This window comes from Cellulophaga baltica (assembly GCF_018861125.1).
Lineage (GTDB): Bacteria > Bacteroidota > Bacteroidia > Flavobacteriales > Flavobacteriaceae > Cellulophaga > Cellulophaga baltica_A.
The window spans coordinates 651,981-672,641 of sequence record NZ_JAHKQN010000013.1 but is presented as its reverse complement, the minus strand read 5'-3'; the positions used below and the strand labels follow the sequence as shown (position 1 = coordinate 672,641).

General features: G+C 31.1%; 6 protein-coding genes and 1 tRNA gene. 4 read left to right on the top strand and 3 right to left on the bottom strand.

What is annotated here, in order from left to right; genetic code table 11:
- The first annotated feature begins 256 nt into the window (after positions 1-256).
- From KO500_RS05620 to KO500_RS05605, 4 genes are all read left to right on the top strand, one after another.
- Positions 257-14,740, top strand: coding sequence for a T9SS type B sorting domain-containing protein (locus KO500_RS05620; RefSeq protein WP_215955519.1), 14,484 nt, complete (start codon positions 257-259; stop codon positions 14,738-14,740).
- Positions 14,741-14,763: 23 nt separating this feature from the next.
- Positions 14,764-15,711, top strand: coding sequence for a PorP/SprF family type IX secretion system membrane protein (locus KO500_RS05615; RefSeq protein ID WP_215955518.1), 948 nt, complete (start codon positions 14,764-14,766; stop codon positions 15,709-15,711).
- 38 nt (positions 15,712-15,749) lie between these two features.
- Complete coding sequence (gene folB / locus KO500_RS05610) at positions 15,750-16,106, top strand: dihydroneopterin aldolase (RefSeq protein ID WP_215955517.1); 357 nt, start codon at positions 15,750-15,752, stop codon at positions 16,104-16,106.
- Positions 16,107-16,340: 234 nt separating this feature from the next.
- Positions 16,341-16,411 (top strand) — tRNA-Cys (locus KO500_RS05605).
- A gap of 41 nt (positions 16,412-16,452) precedes the next feature.
- Here KO500_RS05605 and KO500_RS05600 read toward each other — a convergent pair.
- The 3 genes from KO500_RS05600 to rnr all read right to left on the bottom strand — a co-directional run bounded on the left by KO500_RS05600 (position 16,453) and on the right by rnr (position 20,110).
- Entirely contained in the window at positions 16,453-17,130 is a 678-nt protein-coding gene (locus tag KO500_RS05600; protein WP_215955516.1) for a LysE family translocator, read from the bottom strand.
- A 35-nt stretch (positions 17,131-17,165) separates the two neighbouring features.
- Positions 17,166-17,855 (bottom strand): head GIN domain-containing protein, encoded by a 690-nt coding sequence (locus KO500_RS05595; RefSeq protein ID WP_215955515.1) that lies wholly within the window; start codon positions 17,853-17,855, stop codon positions 17,166-17,168.
- Positions 17,856-17,920: 65 nt separating this feature from the next.
- Positions 17,921-20,110 carry a ribonuclease R gene (rnr, locus tag KO500_RS05590; RefSeq protein ID WP_215955514.1) on the bottom strand — a complete coding sequence of 730 codons (2,190 nt, stop codon included), beginning with the start codon at positions 20,108-20,110 and terminating at the stop codon, positions 17,921-17,923.
- Positions 20,111-20,661 lie beyond the last annotated feature (551 nt).

Below are 20,661 nucleotides of genomic sequence, written 5' to 3'. Positions count from 1 at the left end.
TAAATATATACACTTGATTACAAATTATGTACAGATTAAATGCAACTTTCAAAATCTGAATTTAAGTAAAATGAGCCTTGGTTCTTTAAAACAGAAACCATAGATAAAAAGACTTTCACAACATAAACAAACTAAACCACAACATTAAATTCTAAACCTAGTGTTTTAAAATCATATTTGTTATTCATTCTCATTACGCAAAAAATGAAAATGAAAAAGCCAATTTAACTACGAGTATTAAACTCTATACCAATAAATGAAAAATTTATTTTCAAAAAAACCAACATTTATCTTATTCCTATTATTGATTATAGGTTTAACATATAGCAGTTATGGGCAAGAATATACTCCATTTACTAGAACATATGACTCAGGAGAAAATTATAGGTATCAGAACAATATCAAAGGTGATTTAATATTTATAGCCAACAATATTCTTAATCGTGATGGCGGCACAACAACTACAGAACCCGAAGACCCATACGACAATCAAGCTGTTATAATAACTAGAGGACGAACACCATCTGATTATAATGATGATGAGACTGGAGGTGCTAATAACTATAACGACAGCAAAGATATGCAGTATATTGATGTTGATAATGATTTATCAACATTTAGTTCAAGTAGTGCAACGTTAGATTTTCCTGAAATAGATTGTAACCAAATAAGATATGCAGCCTTATATTGGTCAGCAACTTACCCAAGTGAACTTGCATCAGATGCAGTAGGTACTAATAGACAAACAGATTTTAACCAAGTAAAATTAAAAGTACCTGGTGGTTCTTATGTTGATATTACGGCAGATGAAATTTTATATGATGGTTTTACCGCAGCAGATAATGATAATAAAACAAACAGTCCATATGCTTGTTATGCAGACGTTACAAGCCAGTTAACGGCATTAGATGATCCAACAGGTGAATACACTATTGCAAACGTAAGGGCAGCCCTAGGTGATCTTTCAGGAGGAGCTGCAGCAGGTTGGACAATTGTGATTGTTTATGAAAACCCTACTTTAAGTGGTAAATTAATAACAACTTATGATGGTTTTGCTAGAGTAAATAGTACAAATCCAAACGTTGATATTAATTATAGTGGTTTTTTAACCATTCCTTCAGGTCAAGTTAATGCAAATTTAGGTGCTGCTGTATTAGAAGGAGATTACAACATATCGGGCGATCAACTTCAAATTAGAGAAAAAAATTCGGATCCTTTTGTTACAGTAAATAATGGTGCAAACCCAACAAATAACTTTTTCAATAGTAATATATCTTATAATGGGACTGTGACTACAGGCAGAACTCCTAATAGTATTAATACGTTAGGTTATGATACTGATATATTTCTATTAAATAATACTGCAAACTCAATTATTGATAATGATGCAACTGAAGCTACCTTTAGGTTTACATCAAGTGGAGATCAATATTATCCATTCTTTAACTCTTTCAATATTGAAATAATTGAGCCAGAAATAGTTTTAGAAAAAAAAGTTACAGATCTAGCTGAAACAGAGGACTTAACAGGTGCTGGTGTAAATTTAGGCGATAATTTAAAATACATATTATCTTTTGAAAATATTGGTAATGATGATGCTACAAACTATACAATAAAAGATATTTTACCCTTAAATGTTACTTTAAATGAAGCTAGTTTAGCCGTAGATGGTAATCTACCTGATGGTGTAACTTATACTTTTGATGAAGCAACAAGAACTATAATTTTCACAATACCTGATGAATATATAACAGAAGGTGCGCCTGTTGAAAGTATTCGTATGGAAGTAAAGGTTGCTGAAAATTGTTTTGATTTTATTGATGCATGTTCTGATCAAATTGAAAATGTAGCTTATTCAACGTATCAAGGTGTAGAAAATGATAACGTAATAACTGAAGATCCTAGTGTTACTGATTTTGATTCATGTGGTTTTGTTACTCCAGGAGCAACAAACTTTTTATTAGACGATTTATCTGATTGTGATTTTTCAAGAGAAGTATTGCTTTGTGGTGATGATGTTTTATTAGAAGCAGGTGAGAATTTTGATGATTATATCTGGTATTTAGATGTAAATGAAAACGGACTTATCGATTTAGGCACAGATACTGTTTTAGATGATGGCAATTCTGATAATGATTTAAGTACTTTTCTTGTAGATCAAACGGGAACCTATATTGTTGACAAAATAGTAGCTGATCCTTGTAAAGGTTTCCAAGAAATTATAACAGTCAAATTATTTGGTACTACGCAAACCAGTCCAATTATTGACTATTTTAACGACCAAAATAGTGATTCAGACCTAACAAATGATATCCAAGGTGAAATTTTAAGGTGTTCCATTGATGGTGAATCAACTGTAGAAATATTTTTATGTGGTTCAAATGATACGGAACTATTAGAAGTAAATATACCAGACGCAGATAGTATTGAATGGCAAAAATTAGATGAAGCTTCTTGTTCTTCAACAGATGCTGCTTGTCCTAATAAAAGTAATTCATGTTATTCAACCATTCAAACAGGAAATGCATATACACTTACAGGTTCTGGTAAATATCGTTTAGTTATTAATTATGAAGATGGATGTTCAAGCCGTTTCTATTTCAGTGCTTTTAAAAATGATTTGGAAATAATTACATCTCAAAATGATATTTTTTGTGATACTGATGGTAATATAACAGTAACAAATTTGGGTTCTGGGTATGGCTTTCAATTATACAATTTAGATACAGATAGTGCTGAGGTTCCATTTAGTGCTGGACAAGGACCAAGTTTTGATATTGCCAATGCAGGTAATTACCAAATTGATATTCGTCAATTAGATAGCAATGGAGACCCAATTGAAAATTCTTGTGAGTTTTCAAGTGATGAAATTGGTATTAGAGATAGAGAGTTTCAGGTAGATATAGAAACAACCGAAGCAAATTGTAATGAAGGTGGTTCTATAAATATTCAAGTATTAAATGTAAGAGCTAATTATACTTATGATCTTCGTTTTGATGACGGAACAACAAACTCATATGGTACTGGTACCAGAGTAAACATTGTTACCGCTGAAACAAGTAATGATCATACTTTTTACAATTTAAATGCTGATGATTATATTGTAGTAGTAACAACACAAGATGGTTGTGAAAGCACACAAAATATTACAGTTGGTGAGGTTGATGATATTAAACTTACTGCAGCCGTATTATCACATATTGGTTGTACAGCTGGTACTATAGAATTAACTGCTACAGGTGGTTTTCCTGATCCTGAATATTCATATGCAATATGGAGTAAAGATGGTACAGATTTCTACACATCTATTGATGATATTCCTGCATCAGCATATACTGCAGATCCTATTTTTGAATTTGGTTATAGAGATACAGATTTTGATGATGTAGACGAATATTATGCTGGTGAAGATGGTATTTACGAATTTGTGGTTGTTGATGCTAATAACTGTTTTATAGCATCTAACAGTGTTACATTAGAAGATAATGGTACCATGACTATTTCAATAGATGCAACTGCATCTACACCAATAACATGTAATAGTAGTTCAGATGCTAGTATTGTAATAAATACATCAAACGGTGTTGCTCCATATGAATATAGTATTGACAATGGAGCTAGTTACCAAGACAATAATACATTTTTAAACTTAGAGCCAGATACCTACTATATATCTGTTTTAGATAGCTCTGGATGTTCAGAAACATTAGAATATACTATTGATGAACCAGAAACTTTATCTGCTTCTGCAGGTGTTTCTAGAGACGTAACTTGTGATCCTGCAGGAGCAGAAGTTAGATTTACAAACGTAATAGGTGGACAATCACCATATACTTATAGTTTTGATGGCGGTAGTACATTTGGTACTTCTAGCACAGCGATACTTCCTCCAGGTAATTACAACACCTTAGTTGTAAAAGATGCCTTAGGGTGTGAATTTGCTATTGATGTTTTTGTTGAAGATTTTCCCGTAGAACCAACAATTACAACTGATGTTGATTACAATTGTGATGGTACAGGAAACATTACTGTTAATTCAGATATTGACACTTATGATTATACTTATGAATTAGATGGTGTATTAAATAGTCCTGATGAAAGCTCTAATATATTTAGCAATATTGCACCAGGTACTTATAATATAACAACAAATTATTCGTCTCAAACACCACCAACGCCAAGTCAATTATTGGTAGAAGATTTTGGTAGTGGTACAACAACATCAAGTAACAATACTATAGGATATACTTACGAAGATCAAACTACGGATGCTCCTGGTGATTCTGATAGAAATATAAATGATTTTGAATATTCTGTAACAAATAGCATAGTTGCACCTTTTGGTACTTGGTTAAACCCTGATGATCATACCAGTAATGGTACTGATACCAATGGTAGATATTTAGTAATAAATGTTGGTACACCTTCACCAGGACAAGTAATTTATTCTAAAGAAATTAATGATGTTATTCCTAATCAAGATATAAACATATCATTATTCATATTTAATCTTGTAAATAGTTCAAGTACAATTTTAGATCCAGATTTAACTATAGAAATTGCAACAACTACAGGTACAGTTGTTCAATCAATTAGAACTGGAGATATACCAAAAACAGAACAATGGGAAAGTTTTAGTGTAGATTTAAATCCTGGGAATAACACAGAATTAGAATTTATTATTCGTTCTGAAAAAGTAGGAAATAATGGAAATGATTTTGCTTTAGATGACATTGAAATTTATCAAATTCCAGAAGTTTGTCCATTATCCGTTGAAACCACTGTTATTGTTGAGGAAGATCAAGAATTTAGAACCAACTTTATATCATCTACAAATGTTACTTGTAATGGTGATACTGATGGTACAATAACTTTTGAAGTTTTTAATTTTGATCCTGCAACAGGTTTTGAATATTCAAATGATAATTGGGTAACATCTTATACTTCTACAATTTCTCCAGTAACTACACCTGCAATTTTAGGTGCAGGTACACAAACTATTGATATTAGAAGAGTTAATGAACAAACTTGTATTTCACAAATTATAAGAGATATTACAGAACCTACTGCTGTTCTTGCAAGTGCTTCAATAACTACAGAATTTACTTGTGATAATACTGGTGCAACTATTACCGCTAGTGCTACAGGTGGTTTACCTACTTATGAATATCAACTTGAAGATACTTTAGGGAACATAATTGGTTCTTATGATTTTGCATCTAATGGAACTAATACAACTTTTATTGACCTTCCTACTGGGGATTATATTGTAATTGCCAGAGATTCTAGCAATTGTGAAGATCCTATTGATTTACCTATTACAGTTGAAGATCCTGAAGCAATAACTTTTACAGCTTCTCCTAGTTCTTGTTATGCAGGTGCTAGTGATGCTGAAATTTTGGTAACTGTTACTGGTGGTAACGGTGGCCTATTATTTAGTATTAATAACGGAGCCTATGAAGCACCTAATCCTACTACCGCTTCAACGTATACTTTTGATAATTTAGCTTCTGGTGATTATATTATCAATGTTAAAGATCAATTTGGATGTGAGGCTGGTCCTCAAACTATAACTATTAATCCTAGTTTAAGTGTAACTGCTAATGCTAGTGCTATTACTTCATGTGCTACTACTACTGATGTTACTTTTACAACTACTGGTGGTGATGGTAATTATGTATATGCTATTGTTACTGATGGAACAACTGTTACTGATTCAGATTTCTCAACTACTAATCCTGTTGCTATCTCTATTACTGGTGATTATGATGTATATGTGAGAGATGCAGCTGGTGTTTCTGATTATTGTGAAGCTACTAATACCATTACTATTACTAAAAATGATCCTTTAGTGATTACTGAAACGGTAACTGATGTAACTTGTTTTGGTGATACTAATGGTACCATTTCTGTTGATATTACTGGTGGTAATGTACCATATTCATACAGTATTGATGGTGGAACTTTAGATACTAATGCGACTTTTTCTAATTTATCTGCTGGTGATTATGATATTCTTGTTCAAGATGCTGATGGCTGTACTGAAACAAAAACTATTACAGTAAGTGAACCTAATGAAATTGTTGCTGAAGCCATACAAACTAGAGACTATACTTGTTTACCTAGTGGCGAAGCTGAAATTACTGTAGGTAGTGTAACCGCTACAACTGGTGGTTCTGGTAATTATCAATATAATATTAATGGTGGTTCTTGGACTACTTCAACTACTGGGGGTACAATTTTTACAGGATTAACAGATGGTACTTATACTATCCAAGTTAGAGATGCAAATGCAACTAGTTGTGTAACTACACTAACTGATGTTATTATTGATCCTTTACCAACAGTTCCAACTTTAGAAGATACTATTACTTACAATTGTGATGGTACAGGTAATATTACAATTACTCCTTTTGATGCTTCTTATACCTATGCAATAGATGGTGGAACTCCACAAACCGGAACTGATGCTAATATATTTAATGATATTGCTACAGGTACCCATACTATTGAAGTAAATTATGGTAGTGAGTGTACAACTAGTATTACTGTAAATGTCGAAGCTGGAAAAGAATTTACAGCTTCTATTACTAACCCAATAAATGTTACTTGTTTTGGAGATAGTAACGGTGGATTTACAATAAACGCTTCAAATTTTGGAAGTAATGGTTATGAATATTCTTTAGATGGGACAAATTTCTTTGGTCCATTCACAACTTCTGAAACGGTAACTGGTCTTACTGCTCAAAATTATTCAATTACAGTTAGAGATATTGATAACCCTACAATATGTGCTGTTATATTAACCGAAGATATAACTGAACCAACTGAGCTTATTGCTAGTGCAATTAAAACAACAGAATTTACTTGTTCTAATACTGGTGCAACTATTACTGCTAGTGCTTCTGGAGGTACACCAACTTATGAATACCAACTTGAAGATGCTTCAGGTAACATTATTGGTACTTATGATTTTATATCTAATGGTGATAATACTGTATTTACTAATCTTACTGCTGGTGATTATATTGTGGTTGCTAGAGATAGTAATAATTGTGAAGATCCTATTGATGCACCTATAACAGTTGATGTACCACAAGTACCAACTTTTACTGCTACACCAACTGCATGTTATTCTGGTGAAAATGATGGTACAATACAAGTAGATGTTACTTCAATACCTGGTAATGGAAATTTCCAATTTAGTATTAATGGTAATCCTTGGATAACTCCAAATACTTCTACAGCAACAACGTATACTTTTACAGGCTTAGCAAGCGGTTCATATACTATTGATGTAAAAGATGGTTTTGGCTGTGAAGCAGTACAAGAAACGGTAGTGATAAATTCTACAATAAATGCAACAATAGATGTTACTCACGTTAGTTCATGTGATGATGGAAATATCACTGTTAATGCAACTGGTGGAGATGGTAATTTGATGTATGCTTTTGTAACAACTGGAACAACAGTTACTAGTATAGATTTTATTAGTTCTAATTCTTATACAGTTGATGCTTTAAATTCTGGAGATTATGATGTATATGTTTGGGATAATAATGCAATAGATCCACATTGTGAATATACAGATACAGTTACAGTAGATCCTGCAACAACATTAACGTATACTGCAATACCTACAGATCCTGAATGTTATGATGGTACTGGAACTATTGATATTAACGTAAGTTCAGGTATTGCTCCATATACGTATGAAATTATTGATTTAGATAACGGAGGAGCTTCAGATGAAACAGCAACAAATGTTATAAATAATACAAAAACATTTTTCAATTTATCTCCTGGTAATTATACAATTAATGTAACTGATGCTAGTGGTTGTACTATTCAAACTACTCCTGTAACCATTAATAATCCTGATGAACTAGTAACAGATATTGAATCTAACTTAACAGATGATTGTGATCCTGCAACAGGGTTTACATTTATAAATTATACTACAACTTTAAATGGAACATTAGAGTTTAGTCATGATGGTGGTGCTACATGGCAAACTTCTGATGTTTTTGATGCTCCAGCATATACTTTAACTTCAGGTGATGCTGTAGATCCTTCTATAAGAACGGTAGATGCCTCTGGTAATACATTATGTCGATTAGATTTACCTAGGTATATTATTAAATATCCATTAGATAATTTGGATATTACAATTGCAGCTATTATTGTCAATTGTAATGAACTACAAGTAAGTGTACAAGGTAATGAAGGTACAGCTCCTTATCAATATACTTATACAGATGATCCTGTTAACTTTGATGCAACTACACCTAGTAATCCTTGGACAACACCTGCTAAAGGATTATCAGATCCTCATACATTTACAGGTTTAGTACCTGGAAGAACATATGTATTTTTTGTAAGAGATGCTAACGGATGTATTCGTCAAAGTGATATTAATGTAAATGATTTAATTACGTTACCATTAGAAATTACATCAACTTCAATACCAGCTTGTTTTGGTATGACTAATGGTAGTATTACATATACTATTACTGATAATGAAGCTCCTTTTGGTACAGAATATAGATATGAAGTATATAATATGTCTACTGGTACACCTGTATCTGTAACTAATAGTGGAGGTAATGTGGCATTTTCTTCTCCACAATCAGTAACAGTTTCTGGTTTAGGTGAAGGAGAATATTTTATTGAAGTAACTGAAAGAGATAGTGGAGTAGATAGTTGTGTATCTGCATCAGAAAATCTATTATTAGAAGAGTTAGAAGAAATAACTGCAGATTTAAATAAAATTGAAGATATTTCTTGTGCTACACCAGGACTTATAGAAATACAAAATATTAATGGTGGTGGCGGTAATTATAGTTATACAGTTGCCGGACCTTTACCTTTTTTAACTATAACAGGAACTACTGATAATCCAATAGAAATTCCAGCTAATTCACCAGCAGGAAGTTATAATGTAACAATTCAAGATCAATATAGTTGCTCTAAGGATTTGGGAGATGTTATAATGACATTAACTCCTAACCCTACAATAGATAGTATTGAAATTAATAATTGTGCAAACCCTAATTCATTAACTATTAATGCAACAAGTACAGCTACTGAAATTTTATATTCTATTGATGGTGGTGTAACATATCTTGATAATGGCGGTTTATTTACAAATTTAACTGATGGTACTTATACTGTTTCAATAAAAGATAGTAATGGATGTACTGCAACGGATACAGCAATAATACATCCTGTATTAGAAGCTAATGTTCAGCTTACAAAATTAATGGATTGTACTCCTGGTACTGCTGAAATTACAATTGAAGCAATCAATGGTTCTGGTAATTATGATTATGAAATTACGAATACGTTAGGTACTGTAGTATCAAGAACAGCATTAACTACGAACCCTTTTGTAGCTAGTGTAACAGTTGTTGAAACTTATACAGTAACTGTTTATGATAACGATACTACTGGTCCTGAATGCTCAAGAGTATTTACAATAGATGTTGAAGATGCTGTTGAACCTATTATAGATACAACAAATTCTACACCAATTACTTGTATTGGTGATGATGATGGAACTATAACGGTAACAGCTTTAGATAATGGTACGGGTCCATATACTTTTGAAATTACATCTTTAGATGGTACAGCAACAAGTATAGCTCCAACCACAACAACAAATACTTCAGCTACATTTACTAATCTTGCACCAACCACAACAACTGATGGATATATTGTAACAGTAACTGCTGATGCAACAAATAATTGTAGTACTGACAGTTCATCAATAATAATTAATGAACCAACTGCAATAAGCATATCAATTGATCCTTTAGTTGATGTTGTACAATTTACTTGTATTCCTGATACGAATACTGATAACAATGCTAGTATTACTGTAAATACAGTAAGTGGTGGTTCAGGTACATTTACACGCTATGTATTTGAAAATACAACTACCTCAACAATTGTTCAAGATGGTACGAATATTGAATATATCGAGACAGATAGAAATGGTGGAAATTATACAATATCTGTTTACGATGACAATGGTTGTATTGGTACTGCTACAGCAACAATTGATGCTTTTGATGAGTTATTAACAATAGATTCTAGTATTACAAGTGCAATAACTTGTACTCCTGGTAATGATGGAGAAGTAACTATTTCAGTAACTTCTACAAATAATGATACTACCAAATTTGAATATAGTAATGATAATGGTGCATCTTGGCAAACATCTAATATATTCCCTAATTTAGGTGTTGGTACTCATAACTTCTTAGTCAGACATATAGATACTAATTGTGAATTATTCACATCTATAAATATTACTGATCCTAATACTTTTACAGTAGATACTCCAGTAACTACTGATGTTATTTGTAAAGGTTCTGCTACTGGTACTGCTACTTTCAATGTGAATGATGTTACTTATACTGGTACTTATTCTTGGGAAGTATTTAATAGTGATAGTACTACTACTAGTATTATTGGTACTTCTGCTGATTTTACTGCTACTGGTTTAATAGCTGGTGAATACTATGTAACTTTTACCCAAGATGGTGTGCCTACTTGTGATAATCAAGAACCGTTTAGCATTGCAGAACCTGAGAATGCTTTAGCAGCTGGTACTTCTATTGTAACGGATATTACTTGTAATCCCACCGATAATGGAACTATTGAAATTGTCAATGTAACTGGTGGCTGGGGTGATTATTCTTACTATGTAAGTACAACACCTAATCCTGATTCTAACGATGCTTCTAATTATGTGGCTACGCCTAAGTTTGAAAACTTAGTTGCAGGTACCTATGAAATTTGGGTGATTGATAGTAGAGGGTGTGCTTTACGATTAACTGATATTACTTTAGTTAATCCAACTCCTATTACTGCTGATCTTCAATTAAACAATGAAAATTGTACCAACTTTAAAGGCGAATTACAAGTGATTAATCAAACAGGTGGGCAAGGTGCTAACTACAGTTACCAACTACAACGTTTTGATGGTTCTAACTTTGTAGACTTAAGAGCTATTCAAACTAACGATACTTTTAGCGATTTAGGTGAAGGGCAATATCAAGTAGTTATTACAGATCAGTGGGGTTGTACTGGTACAACTACTAATACTATTGATTTATATGAAGAAATAGTTCCTTTAGCAACTACTGTAAAAACTATTGATTGTACTGCTACTCCTGGTGGTGAAATTACAATTTCACAAACTGGTGGTTCTGGTACCTATAGCTATACAGGTACTGATCCTAGTGGAAATCCACTTACTCCGAATACGGATGGAATTTTTACAAACTTAACTCTTGATGGTGAATATTCATTTACAATTACTGATGGTACATGTTCGTTCTCTATTAATAAAACTTTAGCGCCTGCTGTTTTACTACCAACTCCAACTATTGATGCATTTACTAATGTAACTTGTTTTGGTGATAATAACGGAACTATTGCTGTAAGTGTAACAGATAATGGTATTGATCCTTATACTTTTGAAATTACTGATAAAGATGGTACTACAGTAAATATTGCACCTACTAGTGCAACAAATACTAGTGCTGTTTTTGAAAATCTCGAAAATACAACTGGTACTGGATATGTTATTACAGTAACTGGAAGTAATGATTGTACTAATACTATTACCCAAACTATCTCGCAACCAACAAGTGCATTAACAGTAGCAACACCAACCGTAACTCAATACAATTGTACTACGGCAAATACTACTAATTATGCAACTATTGATGTTACAGGATTGGCAACTGGTGGTTCTGGAAATTATGTACGTTATGTATTTGAAAATACGACAACCTCAACAGTTGTTCAAGATGGTGCTAATACAACATACACTGAAACAAATTTATCAGGTGGAAATTATACCATTACTGTTTACGACGATATGGGTTGTACAAATTTCACAACAACTACAATTGATCCTTTTGTAGCAATATCTGATCCTACGGTGAGTATTGTTAATACGGTTACTTGTAATGCTGATGATGAAGATATTATTGTAGGAATTACTATTAATCCTGTTACTGCAACACCAAATTTAACATATACAGTTACGAGTACAAATGGGTATAATCAAACATTCAATTCTAGTATAAATTCTCAAGCATTTACTGGTTTAGGAATAGGAAATTATATAGTAACTGTTACAAATAATGATACAGGATGTTTTGTTACTACAATACATGAAGTAAAAGATCCTAAAGAAATTGAAGTTACTGCAACAAAAATTACTGATGAAGAATGTTTAAATGATGGTATTGATGCGGGTAGCTTTAATGTAACTATTGACGGATATACTGGCGGATATAATTATCAATTATATTCTGCGGATGGTACAGCAATAGGAACATTACAAACAGGAAATACAAATACGCCTTTAATTATAGATAATTTAGAAGGTGGTGGTTATTATGTAGAAATTACTGAAACTGATACAACAAGCACATTCTGTACAGATGCTTCTAATGTAGTAATTATTAATGCTCCTGAATTTGAAATAACTGCAACTGTTAGTGAACAATCTAATGTTACTTGTGATAATAATAAAGGAAGTATTTTAGTTGACCCTACTGGTGGTGAAGCTCCGTATACTATTACAATAACATCGGCAACATTCACACAAACAGAAGCTGATGTAAGTGCATACTTATTCCAAGATTTAAGTGCTGGTGATTACAATGTTACAATTACCGATGCTCTAGGATGTATGAATACAGATTATTCAATAGAATTAATTGAACCAACACCTATCACAGCAACTATATCTGCTGATATACAATTAGAATGTTATGGTGATAATACTGGTTTTGTAACCGCAACAGTTACATCTGGTGGATTAGGTACTTTAAAATATCAATTAAATACTTATGATGCTTCTGGTACAACAATAATAACAACATCAGTAGCACAAAGTTCTGATACATTTACTGGTTTATTCTCTGGTAAATATAGTATTACTGTTTCTGATGATGTTAGCTGTTTTGGTGAAACTCCAATTGCTACTATCTCAGATCCTGTTGATGTTTTTGGTTCATTGACTTTAACACAAGATATTTCATGTGTTAATGATGTAGAATTATTATTAACTGCAAATGGAGGTACAGCGCCATATAGTTATAGTATTGATGGTACTAATTTCTTCGCTTTTAATAATGGAAATGAACATGAATTTAATTCACTTCCTTCAGGTAATTCTGGTGCAGGTACTTATAGATATTATGTTCAAGATTCTTTTAATTGTATATCTACATTATCAAATGAAATAGTGGTTGACGAAGTACCACCAATAACATATGATATTGACACTTCTGCTGCAACAATTAATTGTAATGGAGATAATACAGCAATTATAAGTATTAGAGCTGCCGGCGGTTTAGGTAATTATGAATATGAATTACTAGATAGTGCAACTAGTACAACTCCTTTAGAAACGAATACCAATGGTACCTTTAATAATCTTTCAGCTGGTGAATATTATATTAGAATAATTAGTGAAGATTGTGAAGAAATAACTACGGTAATTGAAATTATAGAACCAACACCATTAGCATATACTGATGATTATTCAGCCGTAATTTGTGCTGGTGATGATAATGGCTATATCACAGTTTCATTAAGTGGTGGATCTGGTAATTATCAATATGCAATTTCACCTAACCTTGCACAATTTGATGATGAAAATTCATTTACAGATTTAGAGCCTGGTATATATACTGTAATTGCACAAGATATGAATGGTTGCTTTATTCAAACTGAGTATATTATTGAAGCATCTACAGAAATTAATATTGATGCTATCACAACTGGTGAAACTTGTTTAGGTGAAGAAGATGGAATAGTTGATTTAGAAATTACTGGTGGTGTTGCTCCATATAGCACACGATTAGAAAATACAAGTTATGTACTAGATCAAGTAACATATTCAGGTTTTGCATCAGGTATTCATACAATTTATGTAATTGACGATTTGGGTTGTGAAACTGAAATTGAAATTACTATTGATTCAGGTGTAAATATTAAAGCAACAGTTACACCAATTTATGAATGTACTGGAGATACACCTAATAATTCATTAAACGTTGTTTTAGAAGATGCATCAGTTGATGGTATGGTAATCTATCAATTAGATGATGAAAATTCATCTGATGCAAGATTAGAACCTAATTTTACAAACATAGCACCTGGTGAGCATACTTTAATTACATCATTAAATGGTTGTGTAGAACTTATACCATTCACTATTGAAGATTTTGAAACACTTACGCTAGAATTACAAAATAATAATATCAATGAAATTACAGCAATAGCCGATGGTGGTAAAGAAGAATACATCTATTATTTTAATGGTGTTAGTAATGGTAATGACAATACAATTTACATTAACAGATCTGGTACTTATACAGTTACAGTAGTTGATGAAAATGGTTGTGAAGCTATAAGTTCTATTGAAATGGAATTCATAGATATCGAAATTCCTAATTTCTTTACACCTGATGGCGATGGAAACAATGAATTTTGGACACCAGAGAACACAGAAGGCTTCCCAAATATACTAACAATTATTTTCGATCGTTATGGTAGAGAGCTATATCGAATGGGAGAAAATGATAAAGGATGGAATGGTATTTACCAAAATTCAGAACTTCCTACAGGTGATTACTGGTATGTAATTAAACTTAGAGGAGAGAGTGATGAAAGAGAATTTGTTGGAAATTTCACATTATATAGATAAACTAAATCGTAACCTACTTACTAATGAAGAATATAATAATAACTCTTACACTATTACTGTGTACAATTGCAAAAGGGCAAGAACTAAATTCACCCCAATTATCTCAATATTTAGCAGATAACCCTTTCGTATTATCACCAACATATGCAGGTATTGGTGACCACGTAAAAATTCGTGTTAACGGACTTACCCAATGGGTCGGAATTGAAGATGCACCTGATACCCAATCATTAGCAGCAGATATGAGACTTGGTAACAGATCTGGGGTCGGTATTTTTTTATACAATGATAGAAATGGATATACTAAACAACAAGGTGCAAGACTTTCATTTGCACATCATTTAACTTTAGACCGTTATGAAGATGAATTTTTATCTTTTGGTTTATCGTATAACTTTAATCAATTTAGAATTGATATTCAAGAATTTATAGATGCAGGTGGTGATCCATCAGTAACTGACGATAGATCTACAAGTAACCACAATTTTGATGTTGGTATATTATATAGAAAAGATAAATTTTACTTTAGTTTAAACTTATCAAATTTATTAGATAAAGATTTAACTAGTTTTAATGAAACTTTCGAACCAAATGCACTTAGAAATTATTATGTGTATACAGGTTACAGGTTTAGAAAAAACAAGCGTAGCGATTTAGAAATTGAACCATCAGTCTTATATAAAATATTTGAAAGTGATGGTAGATCAGAAACAGATTTTAATTTAAAATTCCGTTTTTATGATTTTGAAGATTATTATTATGCAGGTGTTACATACCGTTTCTTAAACGATCAAATAGGTAAACCCTTATACGTTGCACCAATTGTAGGACTTAAAAAGAATAATTTTTACTTCGGATATTCATACCAAGTAATATTAAATGAAATTTTAAATTATAGCACAGGAACACACGTTGTTACTTTAGGTGTTGATTTATTCCAAGGATTAAGTAATTGTAGGTGTACATATTAAAATTCTTAATGATAACTTTGTAGTTCTTAATATATGTAATGGGAAAAATAAAAGTTAGTAATATTAGAGTTTACGCCTACCACGGTTGTTTAAAAGAAGAGAGTGTAAATGGTAGTGATTATAGGGTTGATGTTGAAGTTTTAGCTGATTTATCAAAACCATCAGTTTCTGATCAATTAAAAGATACGGTTGATTATGTATTAATCAACCATATTGTTAAAGAAGAAATGGCCATTAAATCTAAACTATTAGAACATGTAGCTAAACGTATTTTAGATCGTATTTTAGTAGAATGCCCAACCGTGAATACAGCTGAAGTAACAGTTTCTAAAATAAATCCACCTATAAATGGTGATGTTGAAATGGTTTCGATAAACTTACAAATAACTCGATAACGTACTTATATCAAATTTTTAAATAATATTTATAAGTACGAAATTTACAAGTAATTATGGCATTGTGGTTGAATTGGATAAACAAAGTTCCGCAAGAACTTTTATAGTGGTTCGAGTCCACTCGATGCCTCAAAACAAAACCTTTTAATGATTTTTATTATAAAAGGGATTTTTTATTTCTAATTAAGTGTAGTTAGAATATTTATTTTTATTAAATTTGCAGTCTTAAAATTTGGCATTGTGGCCGAGTGGCTAGGCAGAGCTCTGCAAAAGCTTGTACAGCGGTTCGAATCCGCTCGATGCCTCAAAAACCTTTATCTTAATTGATAAAGGTTTTTTTATTTTACTACTTATTTTCTGATTCTCTTATTAATTCAATACCCTTTTCAATATTCATTTTATCTTTCGGTAAAAAGCCTTTTGTAATTAATACAATACCGCAAATAATTAATATAACACCTAAACTTCTTTTCACTAAAAAAATACGTTTGGGAGTTAATTTTTTTCGCAATTGTTTAGCAAGTAAAATTTTAAATAAATCTGTGATAAAATAAGCGCCTAACATAGCACCAAAAAATACTACAATACGCTCATTGTTATTATCAAGACTAGGACCAACAATTATGATAATACCTAACCAGAAAACTAGAACACCAATATTTATAAAATTTAAAAGAAAACCTTTTACAAATAAGCTTAAATAATGGCCACTTGTAACCTTTACATCGTCATCACGTAATTTTACTTTTTTAATTTTAAAAGTTACAGCCCCATAAATAAGTAAAATTACACCACCAAATACATACAAACCTGGTTCATTACTTAAATTTTCAAGGAGTTGAAAACTACTAAAATAAGCAACTGTAATAAATATTATATCGGCTAAAATTACACCAATATCAAAACATAAAGCCGCTCTAAAGCCTTTAGTAGCACTAGTTTCTAAAAGGACAAAAAAAACAGGCCCAATCATAAAACTTAAAAAAAAGCCTAATGGAATTGCTGCCTGAATATCTTCTAACATAATAATGTAGATCTAAATTATTTACATTCTAGTTATTATTCTACTCTTGTTATGGTTCCACCAAAAACTTTTTTCTCATCCATTTTTTCAGGATTGCCGTAAACTTGAACTTCACCACCAGCTTTTACGCTAACTTTAGCATAATCAACAGCGTAAATTTCAGCACTTGAACCAGCATTTACATTTACTGTAGTAAAATAAGTTTTAAAGTCTTTACCATGGTAAACACCACCAGTATTAATCATTACATCTTGGTTTTTTGAAAAACCAGTAGTTGTAATAATTCCACCAGTAACGGTTTTAATAAGTAATTGATCTACTTGAGTAGAAATAACTAATTCACCACCTTCTTGAGCTTTAAGTTCTAGTAGTTTTTGTGTAATAACTTCTTGGTTGGTAATTTTAGCATCTTCATTTACATCAATAGTAATTAATTCATCTGTATAATATAAATCAACAAAAGTCTTATAACCACTAAACATTTTAGTGATTTCCATACGTATTTTTAATAATCCATCTTTTTCAACAATGGCAACTTTTTTGGTGTTTTCACCTTTAATAATTGCTTTGTTAATATCCGATTTTATTAAGTTTATTGATATACCATCAAAAGCTTTAATAGATGTAAATTTATCAAGAGGTATTAATATATCTTCTTCTTCTTGCCCTTGTATATTTGTTACAAGAGAAATAATTAAGAAAATTGATATATAAAATTGTTTCATTTTTTTTGTTTTATGATAATTCTAATCATTAGTAAACAAATTCTATTCCAAATTACAAAAATAACCTATTCTGCTGCACCTATCAAGGTAAAGTCTAAATGCCTTTTAACTAAATCTGTATTCTTCACCATTACAACTACTTCATCACCAAGTTGATAAACAGTTTTTGTTTTATCACCAATTATGGCATATTGCTTTTCATCAAACGTATAGTAATCACCTTTTATATCACTAATACGAACCATTCCCTCGCATTTATTTTCAATAATCTCTACGTAAATACCCCACTCAGTAACTCCTGAAATTACGCCAACAAATTCTTTATCTTGGTGATCTTCCATAAATTTAATTTGCATGTATTTAATAGAATCACGTTCTGCATTTGCAGCTAAAGATTCCATATCAGAAGAATGTTTACATTTTTCTTCATAAACATCTTCTTTAACTGATTCACCACCATCTAAATAATGTTGTAATAAACGGTGTACCATAACGTCAGGATACCTACGAATTGGCGATGTAAAATGTGTATAATAATCAAAAGCCAAACCATAATGCCCAATATTATCGGTAGTATAAATTGCTTTACTCATACTACGTATCGCCAAAGTGTCCACCATATTTTGTTCACCTTTACCCTTTACATCTTCTAAAAGCTGGTTTAGTGATGCGCTAATAGTCTTTTTATCTCTAAAGTCTAGTTTATGACCAAATCTTGATACAATACCATTTAAGGCCATTAATTTTTCTTCATTAGGCTCATCATGTATTCTATAAACAAAAGTCTTTTTAGGTTTCTGTTTTCCTATAAATTCTGCAACTTTTCTGTTAGCTAAAAGCATAAACTCTTCAATAAGCTTGTTAGCATCTTTAGATTCTTTAAAATAAACACTTTCAGGTTCACCTTGTGGTGTTAAATTAAAACGAACTTCAACTTTATCAAAAGATATTGCACCAGCACCCATTCTACGAGAACGCATAATTTTAGCTAGTTCATCTAATTTTAAAGTAGCTTCAACAATTTCATTAGAAACTTCATAAGCGTTACCTCTTATCGAAACATCTTCAGGAATTGTATTTTCTTTATTTTCAATAATGTGTTGCGCTTCTTCATAAGAAAAACGTTCATTTGAATTAATTACAGTTCTACCAAACCACTGGTTAATAACATGTGCTTTTTTATCAATTTCAAATACTGCAGAAAATGTATATTTTTCTTCATGAGGTCGTAATGAACAGGCATTATTTGATAAAACTTCAGGTAACATTGGTACCACTCTATCAACTAAATAAACTGATGTTGCTCGTTCATAAGCTTCATCATCCATTACAGTATCAGTCGTTAAATAATGAGAAACATCTGCAATATGAACACCTATTTCATAATTTCCATTTTCTAAAACTACAAATGAAAGTGCATCATCAAAATCTTTCGCATCTTTAGGGTCAATCGTAAAAGTTAGCGTTTCACGCATATCTCTACGTTTGGCAATTTCTTCTGCTTTTATTTCAGTATCTAATTGATTTGCAAATTGTTCTACTTCAACAGGAAATTCATATGGCAAACCATACTCTGCTAAAATAGAATGAATTTCAGTATTATGTTCACCAGGTTTACCTAAAACCTGAGTAATAGTTCCGTAAGGCGAATCTGTTTTATCAGGCCATTCATTAAATTCTACAATAACCTTATCACCATCTTCGGCATTATTGATTTTATCTTTACTAATAAAAAAATCAGTATACATTCTAAAATCTGAGATACGAACAAAAGCAAAACTTTTTTGCATATCAACAATACCAACGAAAGCTGTTTTATAACGTTCTACTATTTTAGTTACTTCACCTTCAAGTTTTTTACCTTTTCTACGTGGGTAAATGTAAACTTCAACGGTATCTTTATGAAAAGCTTTATTTATTTTATTTGCTGGTATAAATACATCATCATCTAAACCTTCAACAATAATATATGCATTACCACGACTTGTCAAGTCAACAGTACCAGTATGATATGTACGTGTAGAAACTATAGTTTTATACTTGCCAGGTGTTTCTTCAACAATTCTTCTTTTTTCTTTTAATTGTACTAACCTTTTAATTAAATCATTACGATCGTTAGCATTTTCTATATTTAACCTTGAGGCAATCTCTTTATAATTAAAACTTTTTTTAGGTTCTTTTTCAAGTACAGTGAAAATACCTTTAGTAATTTCATTCTTTTTTTGACTTGAAGACCTTCTTTTTTTCTTCGACATTTAATCTTATTAATTTCTATAAAATTACAATTAAAAATTTATAGCTTACATTAACGAAGTGTAAACTAACTAATTTTAATTTCTTTACAGTTATAAACATATATAATATATATACTTTTTCTTTTTTTTAAAATTTAAATAAAATGGTGACTATTATAGCTTGTTAATAACCGCTATAAAATTTATGTAGTATACTTGTTATATTGACAAAAATGAATTTATTGACAATTTATACAATTGATTATTTATTTAAAATCAACTAATTAAAAAGGTTATTAACTATTATTAATAACTAATGTCAACATAAATTTATTGATAAGTAGACGTAAATTAATTGTTAACTACTGTATATAACTTCTTAATATCTTTCGAGTATAATTTTAGAAGTTTATAGTTCAAAATCCAATTAGTTTTCTAAACCAGATTTTAATTTTAAAATCAAAATTTACTAGTTAGTTTTTTTGAGTAGTTTATTAACAATCGTACTCTTTTTCTAAAGTACTAAGTAACAGCTTAATTTCATTTTTGGTAAATAAATGTTGTTAATAACC